Raw genomic sequence first — 17,748 nt, 5'->3', positions numbered from 1 at the left:
GCACGCGAACCGCCGCAATGCGCAGCGGGGCGGATCGGCCCGGCCCCGTCAGGATGCCTGCGGCAGCTGCTCCAGCGACGGCGGCAGCGGACAGTGCAGCACGCCGCAGATCGTGCGCAGCAGCTCCGACTCGGCCACGCTGATCCGGCCGTCATGGCTGACCGCGGCGGTGATCGCCTCGACCATGACCTGCTTGGCCAGCGGGTCCAGCGCATCCAGCGGCTCCCACACCGCATCGAGCGCCAGTACGCCCTCGGGGGGCGGCGCGTACGGCACGTGGTCGCGCGGCAGCACGCGCTGCATGCCGGCCAGGTAGGCCCGCTGCGCGGCCATCGTGTCGTCGGGATTGCCGGCATGAGCGACCACCGCCAGCAGCGTCGCGAACTCCTGCTTGACGTTGCCGGGTTTGCGCCGGCCGAAACGGATGTTGCGCGACGGATCCAGCGTCTCGCGCAATTGCACTTCCAGCAGGCGCCCCAGGCAGTACTCGAACAGCGACACCCTGTCGTCGGCATGCACCACCGCATGCACGGTATCGAGGAACGTCGCGAGATCCGGCCGCGGCCGCCGGCGCAGCACCGGAAATGCCATCGCCGCCAGCGGCATGCGCAGCATCGGATGCAGCGTCCGCAGATGGGTCTCGCGCAGGTGCTGCGCCTCGGTCGCGGCCGCGTTGCCCATCCGGGCGATGATCTCGATGCGCTGCTTCTCCAGCACCAGCGGCGCATCGTCGAGCAGCAGCCCCAGCAGCAGCGGCATCGCCGCCTCGCGATGGGTGGCCACCGCGTGCAGTTCGTCGCTGATCGCGGCCACCAGCGAGTGCGCGCGGTCGTAGTCGTCGTCGTGCGGATGGGCGACCTGCGCGGCGACCATCGGCGGCGTCACCGACAGCGACCGCCCGGCCTGCGGCAGGGCCTCGGCGCGCGACACCAGTCCCAGCTGCACGTCCTCCTGCAGGCCATCGGGTGGCGATGCCAGCCACTGCGCCTGCAGCCGGCTCAGCTGCTCGGCGCGGAAATTCGGCTCCAACGCCTGGATGCGCTTGAGCAGCGGCGGATGGGTCGCGAACAGGCCGTGCAGGCCGAGGCCATCGCCGAACAGCATGTGGCTGACCTCCTCGGCATCGTCGCGCTGCGCCAGCCGCGAGCCGCCCTCGACGCCGCCGATCTTCTTCAGCGCACCCGCCAGGCCGCTGGTCTGGCGCGTGAACTGCACCGCCGAGGCGTCCGCCAGCACCTCGCGCGAGCGGCTGACGCCGGCCTTGATCATGCGCCCGAAGAACATGCCGAGCGCGCCGACCACGATCGCCGCCAGCGCCCCGCCCAGCACCACCAGCGCGCCGTTGCCGCGGATGCCACGGCCGTGGAACAGGATCTTGCGGCCGATCAGGCCGATCATCAGGATGCCGAACAGCACGCCCATCAGGCGGATGTTCAGGCGCATGTCGCCGTTGAGGATGTGGCTGAACTCGTGCGCCACGACGCCCTGCAGTTCGTCGCGGTTGAGCCGGTCCAGCGCGCCGCGGGTCACTGCGACGACCGCGTCGGACGTCGAGTAACCGGCCGCGAACGCATTGATGCCGGGCTCGTGTTCGAGCACGTAGATCGCCGGCACCGGCACTCCGGAGGCGATCGCCATTTCCTCGACCACGTTGCGCAGCCGGCGCAACTGCAGGTCGGTCGTGTCCTCGGGCACCGCGACCCCGCCGAGCTGCTGCGCGACCGGCTCGCCGCCGCTGCTCAGCGACGAGATCCGGAACAGCGAGCCGATGCCGATGATGCCGACGGTGACCAGCGTCGTCGCCAGCAGCATGCCGGGATGGAAGCCGACGAACAGCACCACCGCCGCGTCGACCGCCAGCACGATGCCCGCGACCGCCAGCGCGAACAGCACGACCAGTCGGGTCGTGTTGCGCCGGGCCTGTTCCTGCCGCTGGAAGAAGTTCATGGAAGAGCCGTGATTGGTGATTGGTAATTCGTGATTCGGAGAAGCGGGAATCGCCAGGCGCCGTGCTGCGCATGCCTGTCCGGCCACGCAGGCGGCTCGTTCTCGACGTTGCTGTTACGAATCACCAATCCCGAATCACGAATCACGGCGCCTCAGAAACTCACCTTCGGCGCCTCGCGCACCTCGGCCCTGTCGGCCGGGATGTCCAGCAGCGCCGCTTCCTTGAAGTTGAACATGCCGGCGACGACGCTCGAGGGGAACACCTCGCGCTTGTTGTTGTAGGCCATCACCGCGTCGTTGTAGGCCTGCCGTGCGAACGCGACCTTGTTCTCGGTGCTGGTCAGCTCCTCGGTGAGCTGCATCATGTTCTGGCTGGCCTTGAGGTCCGGATAGGCCTCCGACACCGCCAGCAAGCGGCCGAGCGCACCGTTGAGCACGCCCTGCGACTGCGCCAGCTGCGCCATCGCCGCCGGATCGCCGGGATCGGCCTTGGCCGCCGACAGCCCCGCCTGCGCCAGGTTGCGCGCCTGGGTCACCGCTTCGAGCGTCTGCCGCTCATGGGTCATGTAGCCCTTCACGGTCTCGACCAGGTTCGGGATCAGGTCGAAGCGCCGCTGCAGTTGCACGTCGATCTGCGCGAACGCGTTCTTGAACGCGTTGCGGGCGGTGACCAGCCCGTTGTAGATGCCGACCGCCCACAGGGCGAACGCGACCACGACACCCAGAAAAATCAGCAGGATCAGCAAGCTACCCATCAAAGCTCCCCTTGTTCATGCAAAGCGGAAAACAGACGCTATTATCTGTTCCAGGCAGAGCATACGCAGGGGGCAGGCCCGATGGAAAGCCGACAACCAGCACGCCGGCATGTCGCCAGGCTCGGACTGATCGGATTGCTGCTGCCGGCCGCGCTCGGTTCGGCCGCCCAGGGACTGCCCGCTGCGGCCACGACCGAAAGCGACGAGGCCGGCATCGAGCACATCGTGCCGCTGGCCGAGACCGCGCCGCGGCCTGCGATCGTCAGCCGCGAGGATGCGGTCAAGCCCGCGCCGCTGCAGCCGGTGACCCGCCCGCTGCCGCTCGCCGACACCTTCGACGTCAGCCTGTTCGAGGCCATGGCGCAGGACCTGGTCGCCAACCAGCGCGTGCCCGGCCTGGCGATGGCGATCGTGCACAACGGCCGCGTGCTCAGCGCACGCGGCTACGGCATCACCGACGTGCGCGCCGCCGAGCCGGTCGATGCGCACACCGTGTTCCGCCTCGCCTCGCTGTCCAAGCCGTTCGCCAGCACCATCACCGGCATGCTGGTCGCCGATGGCGCGTTGCGCTGGGACAGCCGCGTCGCCGACTACATGCCGTCGCTGCAGCTGTCCGATCCGATGGCCGCGCAGCAGCTGACCGTCGCCGACGTGCTCAGCCACCGGGTCGGGCTGGGCCGCAACACCTACGACCGCGACATCGAGCGCAACGCCGACTACCACAACCTGGTGCAGCGGCTGTCGAGCGCGCCGATGACCTGCCAGCCGGGCAACTGCTACGCCTACCAGAACGTCGCCTTCAGCCTGATCGGCGACGTGGTGTTCGCGACTTCCGGCCAGTTCTACAGCGAGGCGGTCTCGCGCCGGATCTTCAAGCCGCTGGGCATGAACGACGCCAGCTACGGGCTCGAGGGCATCCAGGCCAGCGCACGCTGGGCCAGGCCGCACGTGCGCGCCGGCGGCGGCTGGCAGTCGCTGACGCCCAAGCCGACCTACTATCGCCTGGCGCCGGCGGCCGGCGTCAACGCCAGCATCGCCGACATGGCCCAGTGGCTGATCGCGCAGGGCGGGCACCGCCCCGACGTGCTGCCCGCGCCGCTGCTGGCGACGCTGCAGTCGCCGATCGTCGGCACGCCGCCGGAGATGCGCAACACGTCCTGGCGCCGCGACCGGCTCAACGCCGCCGGCTACGGCCTCGGCTGGCGGGTGTTCGACTACTCCGGCCATCGCGTCGTCTTCCATGGCGGCGCCGTGCAGGGCTACCGCGGCCTGATGGCGATGATGCCCGAGCGCGACCTGGGCATCGTCGTGCTGTGGAACAGCGAGAGCAACCTGCCCTCGGGGCTGATGCCGACGATCCTCGACCGCGCCATCGGCCTGCCGCCGCAGCGCTGGCTGGACGTCGACCCGAACATCGAACTGCTGCACGCACAGCGCACGCGGACGCTGCCGCATTCTGGCGGCGCCACCGCGACCCGCGCGAACGCGACGCCGGACTGATCCGCGCACCGGTTCGACCGAGATGCACCGGGACGATACCGGTGCATGCGGCAAGTCTTTCCATCCGCGTGGCGACTCCCGAGCCTTGTAGGTCGGCCCCACGCGGCCGACGGGGCGGCGTCCGGATTCGCGAGGTATCGGGGGATCCGTCGATGCGGGCTGGCCGGGCGTCCCGGCGTCGGGGGCGTTGCCCGACCTACGACAGGTGAAACCCGGGAATCGGCGAAGAACCAAAAAACCGTCTGGAACGGTTTTTGACATCGCGTCAGCGATGGCCCGGAGGGTGGCCGCCATGGATGGCAGGCCACAAAAAAACTCCTCCTCCGCCTGGGCACGCGGAGGAAGAGCTTCGATGACGAACCGTCAGGTCGTCAGATCAGCGGGGTCGGCGTGGTCGGAATCACGACCGGGGCGGCCTTCTTGCTGGCGCGCTTGGCCGTCTTCTTCTTGGCAACCTTCTTCGCGGCCGGCTTCTTGGCGGCCTTCTTCGCCGCGGTCTTCTTGGCTACCTTCTTGGTCGCCTTCTTCGCGGTCTTCTTGGCGGCGGCCTTCTTGGCGACCTTCTTTGCCGCAGTCTTCTTCTTGGCGACCTTCTTGGTGGCCTTCTTCGCTGCGGTCTTCTTCTTGGCTACCTTCTTGGTCGCCTTCTTCGCGGTCTTCTTGGCAGCAGCCTTCTTGGCGACCTTCTTCTTCGCGACCTTCTTGGTGGCCTTCTTCGCCGGGCTCTTCTTCACGGCCTTGGCGACCTTCTTGGCGACCTTCTTCACCGCCTTCTTGACCTTGCTCACGGCCTTCTTGGCAGCGGATTTGCTTGCGGTTTTCTTCGTCGCCTTCTTGGCGGGGGCTTTCTTAGCAGCTTTCTTCGTGGCCATGTGATGGCTCTCCTCGTCAGTGGACTTGCAGGTACAGCGGCCCAGTACTCAAGCGGCAAGCGGGTATCGGACCCGCATGCAACCGCCGACGCGCACCGCGCATCGGATCGGATTCTTTGGGAGGGTCGTCTGGAGCACGACTGTGTCCCGGTGATGCAAAAACATCCGCACCTTGCACACGGCGCGGATGTCGGATCGAAGGCATCGGGATGGATGCAATGGAGACGGTGCCCGTACCCGCGCTGTGATGGTGCTGGCGAAGGTCCGGTTTGTGCTGTGCGTTTTGTGTCTGGTCCGACTCACTCGCTTCCGCGTCACCATGTGTTGCCGCGAAACCTAATCACGGTTTTTTCCACTGTCAACACTTCCCCGGAAAAATTCCGGAGCGTCATCCACCTGTGCAATGGATGCCCCGCCATGTCGATCGACACAACGTCGTGCGCCGCACGCATGCGCATCGATGTCCGGGCGAAACACGCTTTGCGCAAACCGCATGAATCAAGGCACTTCGTGCATGCGCGGATTATCGGAGCGCATCCCTGCGACGCAGCGACGCGCGGTTCCAGGGCTGGTGAAAATCTGACCACGCACCCGACCAGCGAATAAACGGATGCGCCCGGGCCGTTGCGGCTTCGCTGCAAGACGACAAGGTTTTGCGCGAAAGTGCGCAGCGTTTTTCCGTCGTCGGCACGTCGGCGCTGGCACCCACGCCGGTGCATCTCCACCTTCGCGACAGGCACACCGCATACGAGGGAGCGATGCTGATCGCAGCCATGCGATGCGGGCATGTCGACATGCACGCGGGTCGGGAAGCGGGTCCCGCGCTGCGCTCGGGACGACAACCGGGTGACCGGAGGCGATCCGGGATTCCGCCTTCGCACAGGCCGCCGCAAGACGGCATCTACGCGGCCGAGGTCGGTCCCCGGCGTCGAGGCAGGCCGTCGGCTACAGGTCGTTCCCCTGAGTCGGGAGAAGAACCAAACAAAACGGCGCGCATCCTGCGATGCGCGCCGGCGGGATACGCGGCCGGGCAATGCTGCCCGGCGCGGGGTCGCTCCGATCAGTCGTCGTCGCCTTCCAGCAGCTCGGCGTAGTCGTCGGGCGAGAGCATGTCGTTGAGCTGGTCGGGCTCGTCGAGCTCGATGACGAACAGCCAGCCTTCGCCGTAGGCATCCTCGTTGATCGTCTCGGGCTTGTCGGCCAGGTCCGAATTGACCGCGGTGATCGTGCCCGACAACGGCGCGTAGACGTCGGAGGCGGCCTTGACCGACTCGACCACGGCGCAGGCATTGCCGGCCTCGACGCTGTCGCCGACCGCGGGCAGCTCGACGTAGACCAGGTCGCCGAGCAGGCCCTGGGCATGGTCGGAAATGCCGACGGTGACCTTGCCGTCACCTTCGACGCGGGCCCACTCGTGGGACTTCATGAACTTCAGGTCACCAGGGATTTCGCTCATTGTCGGCTCCGGGGAAAACGTGCGGTCGGGGAAGTGGCGCTAGTGTAACCAAGCCGCGCGGCGTGCATCAGATCCCGTCGGCCGCCTGGCCGTTGCGGACGAAGGGAAACTTCACCACCCGCACCGGCACCTGGCGGCCGCGGATGTCGACCGACACCGCGCCGGTCTCGCCGGCCGGCACCCGCGCGAACGCGATGGCCTTGCCCAGCGTCGGCGAGAACGTGCCCGACAGGATCTCGCCCGCGCCGTTGGCGGTGGCGACGGCCTGGCCGTGGCGCAGCACGCCCTTCTCGTCCATGACCAGTCCGATCATCTGCCGCGGCGCGGCGGCGGCGTGCCGTTCGAGCAGCGCGCGGCCGTTGAAGTCGCGGCCGGCGTCGAGCGCGACGGTCCAGCCGAGCGCGGCCTCGTAGGGCGAGGTGGTCTCGTCCATGTCCTGGCCGTAGAGGTTGAGCCCGGCCTCGAGGCGCAGCGTGTCGCGCGCGCCCAGGCCGGCCGGCCGTACGCCCGCCGCCAGCAGGGCGTCCCACAGCGCGACCGCGTGGTCCTGGTGCACGACGATCTCGAAGCCGTCCTCGCCGGTGTAGCCGGTGCGGGCGACGAACAGGTCGCCGTACTCGGTGCCGGCGACCTCGGCCGCGGCGAAGCGGCCCAGCTTGCCGACCCGCGCCCCGGCCTCGCCGCCGAGCAGCGCCGCGACGCGCTCGCGCGCGGCCGGCCCCTGCACCGCGATCATCGCCAGTTCCGCGCGTTCGGTCACTTCGACGTCGAAGGCCTGCGCCTGCGACTGGATCCATGCCAGGTCCTTGTCGCGGGTGGCGGCGTTGACGACCAGGCGGAAGAAGTCCTCGGCCATGAAATAGACGATCAGGTCGTCGATGATGCCGCCCTCGGGGGTCAGCATGCAGGTGTACAGCGCCTTGCCGGGGACCTTGAGCTTGTCGACCGAATTGGCGAGCAGCTGGCGCAGGAACGCGCGCACGCGCGCGCCGCGCAGGTCGACGACGGTCATGTGGCTGACGTCGAACATGCCGGCGTCGCGGCGGACCTGGTGGTGCTCCTCGATCTGCGAGCCGTAGTTGATCGGCATGTCCCAGCCGCCGAAATCGACCATGCGGGCACCGAGCGCGCGGTGCGCTGCGTTGAGGATCGTCTTCTGGGTCATGCTGCCGGCTCGCGTTCGGGAAACCGGCATTATCGCAGAGCGCCGTCCGCAACCATCGGGTGCGGACGGCACGGGCGGGCCGGGGCCGCAACCCGCGGCCCCGCGCCCGGATCACGCGCCGGCGGCGTGGACCGGCTCTCCGGCAGGCTCGACGTGCAGGTTGACGCCGTCGGTACCGACGATCCGCACCGAAGTGCCCACCGCCAGATCCGGGCCCTCGACCACCCAGAACGCATCGCCGATCTTGACCCGGCCACGACCGGCGACGATCGGCTGCTCCAGCGGCACCACGCGCCCGATGTGCTGCGCGGCGCGGCGGTTCAGCGTCGGGTGGTCGCTCTGCCGCTCGCGCCTGCGGAACCACTTCCGGTAGACCAGGATCGACACGAAGCTGAGCACGACGAACAGCGCGACCTGGCTCAGGATGCTCAGGCCCGGCGCGACCAGCAAGATCAGGAACACCGCCGCGGCGGCGAAGCCCATCCACAGCATGAAGGCGCCGGGCGCGAGGGTCTCGGCGGCCATCAGCAGCAGGGCCAGCGCGCCCCAGCCCACGACATCCCAGCGCAGCCAGTCCATGGTCAGGCGCCCGCGCGCGGGCTGGTGCGCGGCGGCGCGGCGGCACGCGAGCCGAGCGCCTCCTTCGCCAGTTCGCCGATGCCGGCGATCGAGCCGATGATGCCGCTGGTCTCCATCGGCATCAGCACGAACTTCTGGTTCGGCGCGGTCGCCAGCTTCTCGAACGCCTCGACGTACTTCTGCGCGACGAAGTAGTTGATCGCCTGCACGTCGCCCTCGGCGATCGCCACCGACACCATCTGCGTCGCCTTGGCCTCGGCCTCGGCCAGGCGCTCGCGGGCCTCGGCCTCGCGGAACGCGGCCTCCTTCTGGCCCTCGGCCTGCAGGATCGCGGCCTGCTTGTCGCCCTCGGCGCGCAGGATCTCCGACTGCCGGTGGCCCTCGGCCTCGAGGATCACCGCGCGGCGCTCGCGCTCGGCCTTCATCTGCCGGGCCATCGAATCGATGAGGTCGCGCGGCGGCTGGATGTCGCGGATCTCGATGCGCGTGACCTTGATGCCCCAGGGATTGGTGGCGTGGTCGACGACGTTGAGCAGCTGGGCGTTGATCTTCTCGCGGTTGCTCAGCGACTCGTCCAGGTCCATCGAACCGATGACGGTACGGATGTTGGTCTGCACCAGCGCGATCGTCGCGATCTCCAGGTTCGACACTTCGTAGGCCGCCTTGGCCGCGTCCAGCACCTGGAAGAACACCACCCCGTCGACGCGTACCACCGCGTTGTCACGGGTGATCACGTCCTGGCTGGGCACGTCCAGCACCTGCTCCATCATGTTGATCTTGCGGCCGACGCCGTAGACGATCGGGACCAGGAAGTGCAGGCCGGGCGTCATCGAATGGGTGTACTTGCCGAAGCGCTCGACCGTCCACTCGAAGCCCTGCGGCACCATGCGTACCGTCTTGAACAGCACGATGACGCCGGCCAGCGCCAGGATCACCGCCAGAAACAGCCCTGTACTCATTTCCCTCTCCCTGCTGCGGATGCGTCGGATTCGACGCAAGGCCCAAGTATAGGGCGCGCCGCCGCGCGTGCCGTCACCGGGCTGCGACGCCGGCATTTCCGCAACGACGGACGCCTTTTCCGCAGGCGGAAGAAGGCATCCGGCAACCAGCGGTGGACCGGACCTGCGTCAGCGCGCCGCCGGCGCCACCCATTCGGCGAACACCGCGTCGATCTCGGCGTCGCTGACGCTGCCGCCGTCCTGCACCGTCTGCGCCTGCTGGAACAGCGGGATGATCAGCGCCATGCCGTCGACCTTCGTCTTCAGGTGCACGCCGGCCGGGTCGGCCAGCCGCTGCGCCCAGCGTGCGCGCACGCGCGCCCAGTAGTCACGCGTCGCCGCCCAGTAGGCATAGGCCGGTGCGAAGTCGATCGCGTCGGTGCGCCGGTAGTCGTTGAAACCGGTCTCGCGGGCGATGGCGCCGGTGACGTTGCCGTCGGCGTCGCGGATCGCCTTGGTGTTGTCCTGCTCGTGGGTCCAGCCGCCCGGCACGATGGTGTGACGGTTGACCGCCCCCATCGCGTTGTAGTCGCTGCGCCTAGTGTGCTCGCGCCGCGGCAGCGGGCGGAAACCGGGATCCGAGGTCCAGGTCGAGATGCCGTTCGCATGCGTCCACCGGCCGGTGCCGCAGTAGCGCGGCGCATCGCTGACCTCGTAGACGCACTGGGTCCAGGTACCGGCCACCTGGTCGGCCGGGAGGTCGCGCTGGCGCCAGGTCTGGTCGGAGGTGAATTCCCAGCGCCGCGGTGCCTCGTATTCCCAGTCCTGTCGCCAGTGCTTGGTGACGTGGCCGCTCTTCACGTCCAGCAGCAGGTGCTGCAGCACCACGCGCGTGGGCGTGTCCTCGACGACGACGACGATCTCGTCGCCGCCGCTGCGCTGCGGTTCGGCGCGGGTGTAGCCGGGCGCCAGCAGTACGGTTTCGTCGAAGGCGAAGCCGACAGTGTATTCGCCCTGCATCGCGAGGATGGCGGCACGGTCGGCGACGGGGTCTGCGGGGGCGGCGGGCGTGGCGGTGGCGGCCATCGCATTGCCGGCGATCAGCGATGCGAGGAGGGCCACGGCGGTGGCGTGCGGTTTCATGAAGCGTCCTCTGTGGTGGAAAAACGGCCGGTGCGGATGCATGCGGCCGTGGCGTGGAACTGGAGTGGCAGCGAAGAACAGGGATGCCGACATCGTCTGCGGGCGCCGTCAGGCGCCGACGGTGCGCCGCAGGCCGGGACCCGCGGACGCCGCGTTGCGGGCATGCGCGTCCCCGCGTCCACCGGTGTCGCCCGGACCCGTGCCGCGCCGGTGTGGACCGGCACCGATGCGGATCGGCGCGTAGGCCGTCGGTCCCGTGTCGCGGGCCATCGCGGTGCGCGAGGCGGCCGCCGCGCGTGCACAACAGCAATCGTCGACGGCGAACCGGGCCTCGCCGCCATGCCGGCGCGCGATCCGCTGCGCGACTTCGGCACCGGCGGACGAGATCGCGGACAGGCTGGCGACCAGCATCGCCGTCGATCCATCGGCAGTCGCCGCGGCCGGCGCACGCAGCGCATGGAAGCGCAGCACGCTCGCCTCCCACAGCTCGCCGCGCAGGCGCCGCGACAGTCCCTGCCACAGGCGTTCGGCGACGCTGCCCGCGCCACCGTCGCCGCAGACCGCGGGCAATCCCGCCGAGACCTGCGACCAGCCGAGGAAATCGCTGTCCGGCAGCAGGTGCAACTGCCAGCAGCAGCTGCCGTCGGCGGCGAAGAAGCGAAGGCTTTCCTCGACGCCGTCGCCGTCCAGTCCGGCATGGACCTCGACATGCACCGCACGCGTCCAGCCGCCGAGTTCGGCGGCGCTTCCAGGCCGGTGCACGCACAGCACGGTACCGAGCGCCGCCAGCTGCGCCGGTGCCGGCAGCCGGCCCCGCGCGTCGGCCGCCACCGGCCCCTGCGATCGCGGCGCGCCGGCCATCGTCAGAACTCGACCGACAGGCTGACCGCCACGTTGCGGCCCGATGCGGTGTAGCGGTCGAGGGTCAGGCTGTTTTCCGACACCAGCGGCACGCTGCCGGCCGGCCAGTACCTGCGGTCGGCCAGGTTGAACACGCCGACATTGACCCGGGTGCCCGGCGCGAAGCTCCAGTGCGCGTAGAAGTCGAGCACGCCGTAGCCGGGGCTTTCGTAGTAGCTGTCGATCCCTGTCGGTGGCGGCGGCAGACGGTCGCGGCGGCCGACGAAACGGCCTGCCAGTTCCGCGCCCCAGCCGTCGTTGTCGTAGGCCAGGCCGAGCGTGGCGGTCAGCGGATCGACGCTGGCCAGCGCATCGCCGGTGGTGCGGTCCTCGCCCTCGGACCAGGCCGCGGCACCGCGCAGCGACCAGCCGTCGAGACGCGCGTCGATGGCGCCGAAATGCACGCCGGCCTTGAGCTCGGCGCCGCGGATGCGCGCATCGGCGACGTTCTGCGACTGGTAGACCATCAGGCCCTGATCGTTGAAACCGATGAAGCGCTGCGATTCGATGAAGTCGTCGTACTCGGTGTAGTACGCGCTCAGGCTCGCATGGACGGCGTCGCCGGCGAAGCGCAGGCCCAGCTCCAGGCCGTCGCTGGTTTCCGGCCGCAGGTCGGGGTTGGGGATGGCGGTGTAGCCGAACGCGAAGTTGGTGAAGCCGATGTTGACGTCGTTGTAAGGCGGGGCGCGGAAACCGGCGGAGTAGCCGCCGAACAGCGACCAGGCGTCGCTGAAATGCCAGACCGCGCCGAGCTTGGGCGACACCCGGGTCTCGGTGATGTCCACCACCTCGGTGGTCGGGTTGTCCTCGCGGAAGATGTCGTCGACCTGGGGCGAGAGCCGGTAGTGGTCCACGCGCACCGCCGGCACCAGCCGGAACGCGCCGTCGGCGAACTGGATCTCGTCCTGCACGTACAGCGCGGCGGTGGTGGTCTCGCTGATCGGGAAATCGCGCACCGGGAACACGTCCGGCAGCATCACGTTGGTGACCGCGCCGGTGTCGAGGAAGATGCGGCGGCCGTCGCGCTTCTGTTTCGTCTCGCTGCGGGCGACGTCGACGCCGTAGGCCAGGTCGTGGACGACGCTGCCGGTGGCGAACGACTTCAGCGCATTCGCCTGCAGCCCCCAGGTCCGCTGGTCGAAATGGAATTCGCGCTCGCGTCGGTCGCGGATCACCGTCGCGCCCGACGGCACGCGGCGCACCTCGACGCTGTCCTGGCGGGTGCGGCTGTCCTGGCGGTAGACCTGCCAGTCGACCGAATCGGCCAGCGCCGACGACAGCCCGGTGGCCTCGTGGCCGAAGGCGACGCGCGCGCGCGACTGGTGGTCGTCGCCGGTGACGAGCATGTTGGTCGCGCCGGTCAGCGCCTGCAGGCCGCGGGAGGTCAGCACGTCGGTGTCGGTATCGTCCTCGTTGCCCTCGACGGTCAGGCGGAAGCGCTGGATCTGGCTGGGCGCGAACACCAGCTTGCCGAGCACGCTGCGGCCGCTGGTCGACTGCGGATTGGCCTGCGTGCGCGCACTGCCCTCGCCGCCGATCTCGCCCATGTTCTCGGTTTCCTTGCCCTGGCGGTGGCCGACGGCGACCAGTCCCGACCAGCGCTCGCCGCCGAACGCCGCGGTGGCGCCGGCGAACAGGCCTTCGGACGCGCTCTCGGCGCCGAGCTTGAAGCCGAAGTAGGCGTCCTTGCCGTCGCCGAGGTAGTCCGACGGGTCCTTGGTGATGAAGGACACCACGCCGCCCAGCGCGTCTGAGCCGTACAGCGCGCTGCTCGGCCCGCGCACCACCTCGACGCGCTTGAGGGTGTCGAGGTCGACGAAATTGCGGTTGGCGTTGGAGAAGCTGCCGATCGAGAACGCATCCGACACCGCGATGCCGTCGGTCTGGATGCGCACGCGGTTGCCGCCGAGGCCACGGATGCGGATGTCCGACAGGCCGAAGCGGCCGAAATCCCTGCCGACGGTGACGCCGGGCTCATAGCGGAACAGGTCGGCGATGTCGCGGACCAGCAGCGTGTCCATGCGTTCGCGGTCGATGACGTCGACGGTATTGGGCACGTCGGCGATCGCGCGCTCGGTGCGGGTCGCGGTGACGACGACGCGGTCGAACTCGGCGGCGTCGGAAGTGGTCTCTGCCACGGTGTCGGCGGCGGCGACGCCGGGCAACGCCAGGCACACGGCCAGGGAAAGCGGGGAAATGCGCATGAGGCTCGAAATCACTCGGGATTGAGGACAGGCGAGCTGGCAGGCGCGGATGCGTCGGGCGGGCGGCCTTGCTGGAGAGAGGGTGGCGGCCGGCGCAAGCCGACGCCCGCAGCGCGGAGGCACGCCGCCGGACGGTCTTGCGCCCGTGCCGCTGTCGCTGCCGCGACAGGACTTACTTGGTCAGGATCAGCTTGTCGTTGCGGGTATGCCGCAGGCGGTAGATCTCGTTGCCATGGCGGATGCGCACCTCGCGCTGGCCATCGAGCAACTGCAGGCTGTCGAGCTCGGCCACGTCCGCGGCCTCGGGCGCGCGGGCGGCAAGGTGGTGGACGTTGCCACCGTCACGAACGTCGCGCGGCGACGCGGGGGCGACCTGGAACCGGGAAACGGGCATCGGGGCTCTCCTGTTGGAGGCTCCAACGATAATGGTTCTCATTTTCCTGTCAAGACCTAATCGCATCCAGAAGCAGGACGGTGTTCGACCCGCCCGGCCGGGCGACCCGGTGACGGGACTGGAACCGCCCTACGCGGGGCTTCCCGCCGCGGAATCAACGGCCGCCTCCACGCGCACCCAGGCCGCTTCGTCGAGACGATCGACGACATCCAGCGCCGCCAGGTTCTCGACCAGTTGCCCGACCCGGCTCGCGCCCAGCAGCACCGACGACACCTGCGGGTTGCGCAGGCACCAGGCGATCGCCAGCGGTGCCGGCGCCACGCCCAGTTCGGCAGCCAGCGCGACGAAACGCTGCGCGCGCTCGGGCCGGCGCTCGCCGGCATCGCCGATCACGCTGCGCTGCAGCCATTCCATGTGCGGCAGTCCCAGCCGGCTGTCGACGGGAACGCCGGCCGCGTACTTGCCGGTCAGCAGGCCCGAGGCCAGCGGCGACCACGTGGTCAAGCCCAGGCCGAACTCGCCATGCAGCGGCGCGTATTCCTGCTCGACGCGCTCGCGATGCAGCAGGTTGTACTGCGGCTGCTCCATCGTCGGGCCGTGCAGGTGATGGGCGCGCGCGGTTTGCGCGGCCTCGCGGATCAGCGCGGCCGGCCACTCCGACGTGCCCCAGTACAGCACCTTGCCCTGGCGGATCAGCGTGTCCATCGCCCAGACGGTCTCCGCGACCGGCGTGTCCGGATCGGGGCGGTGGCAGAAGAACAGGTCGAGGTGGTCGACGCGCAACCGCGCCAGCGCCGCGTCGCAGGCTTCGCGCACGTGCTTGCGGGACAGTCCGCGCTGGGTCGGTGCGGGATCGGCGGCCGCGCCGAAGAACACCTTGCTCGACACGCAGTAGCCGTCGCGCGGCAGCCGCAGGTCGGCGATCACGTCGCCCATGACCCGCTCGGCCTCGCCGTTGGCATAGCCCTCGGCGTTGTCGAAGAAGTTGATGCCGTGGTCCCAGGCCGCGGCGACCAGGTTGCGGGCTTCGCCGCGCCCGACCTGGCTGCCGAACGTCACCCAGGCGCCGAACGACAGCGCGGAGAGCTGGAGGCCGGACGAGCCGAGACGGCGGTACTGCATGGGCGGTTCCTGGACGGGACGGGCCTGCAGTGTATGCAAGTGGCCGTGCACGCGGCCGCGCGGCGGGCCGTCCGGCGCCGGCGGCCGATGGCATCGGACCGGCCCCGCGCTATGCTGCAGCCTGCCGTCCGACCGATCGCCCCGATGCGCGCACCCGACCGGGAACGTCAAGGTGTCATCGCCACGCTGCTGGGGCGTGCGGACGAAGTCATGCTGGAGCTGGGCGCCGGCGGCGAGCTGATGATCGCGCGGCTGCGTGCGCTGCTGTCGCTGCTGGTGCTGCTGCTGCCGCTCGCTGCCGCGCTGGGCGGCATGGGCATGCGCGACGTCCTTGCCGGCCTGGCGCTGGCGGTGTTCGTCAACCTGATGGCCCAGGTGTGGCTGGCGCTGGCGCGGCGCCCGCGGCGCCACCCGTGGCTGTCCTACGCCACCAGCGCCTACGACATCAGCATGACCACGCTGGTGCTGGCGCTGCTGGCCACGCGCGAGCCCGCCGCGGCGCTCAACAGCGTGGTGGTGTGGAACTTCTACATGCTGGCGATCGCGGTGACCGCGCTGCGCAACGACGGCCGCCTGGCGCTGGGCAGCGGCGCGCTGGCGATCCTGCAGTACGGCGGGCTGGCGCTGGCGATCTGGTACCTGGTGCCGCGCGAGAGGCTGGTGTCGATCGGCTACGGCATGGTGTCGACGGCCGGCCAGGTCGAGCGGCTGGTGCTGCTGGCGATGATGACCCTGGTCGCCTGCGCCATCGTCTACCGCATGCAGCGGCTGGTGGACCTGTCCGGTCGCGACAGCCTGACCGGCCTGCCGAACCGGGCCTGGCTGCTGCAGCACATGACCCGGGTGCTGGACGCCGCGCGCCGCGAGGGACACTCGCTGACGCTGGCGCTGATCGACCTGGACAACTTCCGCCGGATCAACGAGGAGGCCGGCCCGCGCGGCGGCGACCAGGCGATCCGCCGCTTCGCCGCCTGGCTGCAGTCGCTGGCCGGCGACGACGAATCGCTGGCGCGGATCGGCGGGCAGGAGTTCGTGATGCTGCTGCGCGGCCCCGCCGGCAGCGCCTGGGAACGGCTGGATCGCGCGCGGCGCACGCTGGCCCATGCCGCCCTCGTCGCCGACCGCACCGGCGCCACCCTGCCGCTGAGCTTCAGCGCCGGCCTGGCCGCGTTTCCGCACGACGGCGGCAATCCGTCGGCGCTGCTGACCGTCGGCGACCGCCGCCTGCAGCAGGCCAAGCGTGCCGGCCGCGATCGCATCGTCGCCCGCGATGAATGAGAGACCGAGCGCCAATCGCCCGCCCGCTGCGGCCGCCAGCGAACGCCCGCGGCAAGGCGCGCCGCGATCGCGGCCGCACCGGCGCCGGCCGGCGCGGTTGCCGCCACCGGCCGGCTGGACTAGTCTGCGCCACTTGACGTTGGGGCCCGGGGGCCACGAATGGAAGACTTGACGCGGATCGGCTTCGGCCTGTTCGGACTGGCCGTGCTGCTCGCGATCACGTGGCTGTTCTCCAACAACAAGCGCCGCGTGGACTGGAAGCTGGTGGCCACCGGCGTCGCCCTGCAGATCGCCTTCGCCGCGGTCGTGCTGCGGGTGCCGGGCGGCCGCGAGGTGTTCGACTGGCTGGGCCACGGCTTCGTGAAGATCCTCTCGTTCGTCAACGCCGGCTCCGAGTTCATCTTCGGCAGCCTGATGAACGTCGAAACCTACGGCTTCATCTTCGCCTTCCAGGTGCTGCCGACGATCATCTTCTTCGCCGCGCTGATGGGCGTGATGTACCACCTGGGCGTCATGCAGTTCATCGTGCGGATCATGGCGCTGGCGATCACCAAGGTGATGCGCGTCTCCGGCGCCGAGACCACCAGCGTCTGCGCCAGCGTGTTCATCGGCCAGACCGAGGCGCCGCTGACGGTGCGCCCGTACATCTCGCGGATGACCGAGTCCGAGCTGATCACGATGATGATCGGCGGCATGGCGCACATCGCCGGCGGCGTGCTGGCCGCGTACGTGGGCATGCTCGGCGGCGGCAACCCCGAGGAACAGGCGTTCTACGCCAAGCACCTGCTGGCCGCGTCGATCATGGCCGCGCCGGCGACGCTGGTGATCGCCAAGATCCTGATCCCCGAGACCCGCGAGCCGCTGACCCGCGGCACGGTCAAGATGGAGGTCGAGAAGACCACCAGCAACATCATCGACGCCGCCGCAGCCGGCGCCGGCGACGGCCTGCGCCTGGCGCTGAACATCGGCGCGATGCTGCTGGCGTTCATCGCCCTGATCGCGATGGTCAACTGGCCGCTGGAATGGATCGGCGAGGTCACCGGCATCGCCGAGGCGATCGGCAGGCCGACCAGCCTGGCGACGATCTTCGGCTTCGTGCTGGCCCCGATCGCCTGGCTGATCGGCGTGCCGTGGCAGGACGCGTCGGTGGTCGGCTCGCTGATCGGACAGAAGATCGTCATCAACGAATTCGTCGCCTACCTGCAGCTGGCCGACATCGTCAACGGCCGCGTCGACGGCGTGGTGCTCAGCGACCAGGGCCGCCTGATCGCGACCTACGCGCTGTGCGGCTTCGCCAACTTCAGCTCGATCGCGATCCAGATCGGCGGCATCGGCGGGCTCGCGCCCGACCGTCGCCAGGACCTGGCGCGCTTCGGCCTGCGCGCCGTGCTTGGCGGTACCATCGCCACCCTGATGACCGCGACGATCGCCGGCGTGCTGACCTACGTCGGCGCGTGATCGCGGTTGCGATGGCATCACGTCCGCCGCGGCGGAC

At 69.6% G+C, this 17,748-nt stretch carries 16 protein-coding genes; 4 read left to right on the top strand and 12 right to left on the bottom strand.

Features of this window, described 5'->3' with window-relative positions:
* Positions 1–48: 48 nt before the first annotated feature.
* Together LDO26_RS18200 and LDO26_RS04680 are read right to left on the bottom strand one after the other, a co-directional pair.
* Positions 49–1,947, bottom strand: a complete 1,899-nt coding sequence (locus LDO26_RS18200; protein ID WP_305068819.1) for a M48 family metallopeptidase — start codon at positions 1,945–1,947, stop codon at positions 49–51.
* Between the two features lie 152 nt (positions 1,948–2,099).
* The gene (locus LDO26_RS04680; RefSeq protein WP_435594030.1) at positions 2,100–2,690 is read right to left on the bottom strand and encodes a LemA family protein; all 591 of its coding nucleotides are present in this window, start codon (positions 2,688–2,690) and stop codon (positions 2,100–2,102) included.
* A gap of 93 nt (positions 2,691–2,783) precedes the next feature.
* Between LDO26_RS04680 and LDO26_RS04675 the strand changes: the two genes are divergently transcribed.
* Positions 2,784–4,202, top strand: coding sequence for a serine hydrolase domain-containing protein (locus LDO26_RS04675; protein WP_343226154.1), 1,419 nt, complete (start codon positions 2,784–2,786; stop codon positions 4,200–4,202).
* 371 nt (positions 4,203–4,573) lie between these two features.
* Here LDO26_RS04675 and LDO26_RS04670 read toward each other — a convergent pair whose 3' ends face one another.
* A complete protein-coding gene (locus LDO26_RS04670) occupies positions 4,574–5,074 on the bottom strand; it encodes a hypothetical protein (protein WP_232129909.1) in 501 nt (166 codons plus the stop codon).
* A gap of 417 nt (positions 5,075–5,491) precedes the next feature.
* Here LDO26_RS04670 and LDO26_RS04665 point away from each other — a divergent pair, with 417 nt between their 5' ends.
* Complete coding sequence (locus LDO26_RS04665; protein ID WP_232129908.1) at positions 5,492–5,680, top strand: hypothetical protein; 189 nt, start codon at positions 5,492–5,494, stop codon at positions 5,678–5,680.
* A gap of 454 nt (positions 5,681–6,134) precedes the next feature.
* On the opposite strand, the gene gcvH is transcribed toward LDO26_RS04665, so the two are convergent.
* From gcvH to LDO26_RS04620, 9 genes are all read right to left on the bottom strand, one after another.
* Positions 6,135–6,530 carry a glycine cleavage system protein GcvH gene (gene gcvH / locus LDO26_RS04660; protein ID WP_232129907.1) on the bottom strand — a complete coding sequence of 132 codons (396 nt, stop codon included), beginning with the start codon at positions 6,528–6,530 and terminating at the stop codon, positions 6,135–6,137.
* A 67-nt stretch (positions 6,531–6,597) separates the two neighbouring features.
* Positions 6,598–7,695: a glycine cleavage system aminomethyltransferase GcvT gene (gene gcvT, locus LDO26_RS04655; RefSeq protein WP_232129906.1), complete on the bottom strand. Its 1,098-nt coding sequence runs from the start codon at positions 7,693–7,695 to the stop codon at positions 6,598–6,600.
* 111 nt (positions 7,696–7,806) lie between these two features.
* Entirely contained in the window at positions 7,807–8,265 is a 459-nt protein-coding gene (locus LDO26_RS04650) for an NfeD family protein (protein ID WP_232129950.1), read from the bottom strand.
* Positions 8,266–8,276: 11 nt separating this feature from the next.
* Positions 8,277–9,233 carry an SPFH domain-containing protein gene (locus tag LDO26_RS04645; RefSeq protein WP_232129905.1) on the bottom strand — a complete coding sequence of 319 codons (957 nt, stop codon included), beginning with the start codon at positions 9,231–9,233 and terminating at the stop codon, positions 8,277–8,279.
* Positions 9,234–9,401: 168 nt separating this feature from the next.
* Positions 9,402–10,298, bottom strand: a complete 897-nt coding sequence (locus tag LDO26_RS04640; RefSeq protein WP_232129949.1) for a DUF6607 family protein — start codon at positions 10,296–10,298, stop codon at positions 9,402–9,404.
* A gap of 165 nt (positions 10,299–10,463) precedes the next feature.
* Positions 10,464–11,216 carry a Hemin transport protein gene (locus tag LDO26_RS04635; protein ID WP_232129904.1) on the bottom strand — a complete coding sequence of 251 codons (753 nt, stop codon included), beginning with the start codon at positions 11,214–11,216 and terminating at the stop codon, positions 10,464–10,466.
* Positions 11,217–11,218: 2 nt separating this feature from the next.
* Complete coding sequence (locus LDO26_RS04630) at positions 11,219–13,459, bottom strand: TonB-dependent hemoglobin/transferrin/lactoferrin family receptor (RefSeq protein ID WP_232129903.1); 2,241 nt, start codon at positions 13,457–13,459, stop codon at positions 11,219–11,221.
* 172 nt (positions 13,460–13,631) lie between these two features.
* Complete coding sequence (hemP, locus tag LDO26_RS18275; RefSeq protein ID WP_435594027.1) at positions 13,632–13,853, bottom strand: hemin uptake protein HemP; 222 nt, start codon at positions 13,851–13,853, stop codon at positions 13,632–13,634.
* A gap of 129 nt (positions 13,854–13,982) precedes the next feature.
* On the bottom strand, positions 13,983–14,975 hold the full coding sequence (locus LDO26_RS04620) for an aldo/keto reductase (RefSeq protein ID WP_232129902.1): 993 nt from the start codon (positions 14,973–14,975) through the stop codon (positions 13,983–13,985).
* Positions 14,976–15,119: 144 nt separating this feature from the next.
* On the opposite strand from LDO26_RS04620, the gene LDO26_RS04615 reads away from it, so the two are divergent.
* On the top strand, positions 15,120–16,253 hold the full coding sequence (locus tag LDO26_RS04615) for a GGDEF domain-containing protein (RefSeq protein WP_232129901.1): 1,134 nt from the start codon (positions 15,120–15,122) through the stop codon (positions 16,251–16,253).
* Positions 16,254–16,412: 159 nt separating this feature from the next.
* Positions 16,413–17,711, top strand: coding sequence for a NupC/NupG family nucleoside CNT transporter (locus LDO26_RS04610; protein WP_232129900.1), 1,299 nt, complete (start codon positions 16,413–16,415; stop codon positions 17,709–17,711).
* Positions 17,712–17,748 lie beyond the last annotated feature (37 nt).

Source organism: Proluteimonas luteida, assembly GCF_021191695.1.
GTDB lineage: Bacteria > Pseudomonadota > Gammaproteobacteria > Xanthomonadales > Xanthomonadaceae > Luteimonas > Luteimonas luteida.
The sequence above is the reverse complement of the archived record's forward strand: the minus strand, read 5'-3'. Positions and strand labels throughout refer to the sequence as shown.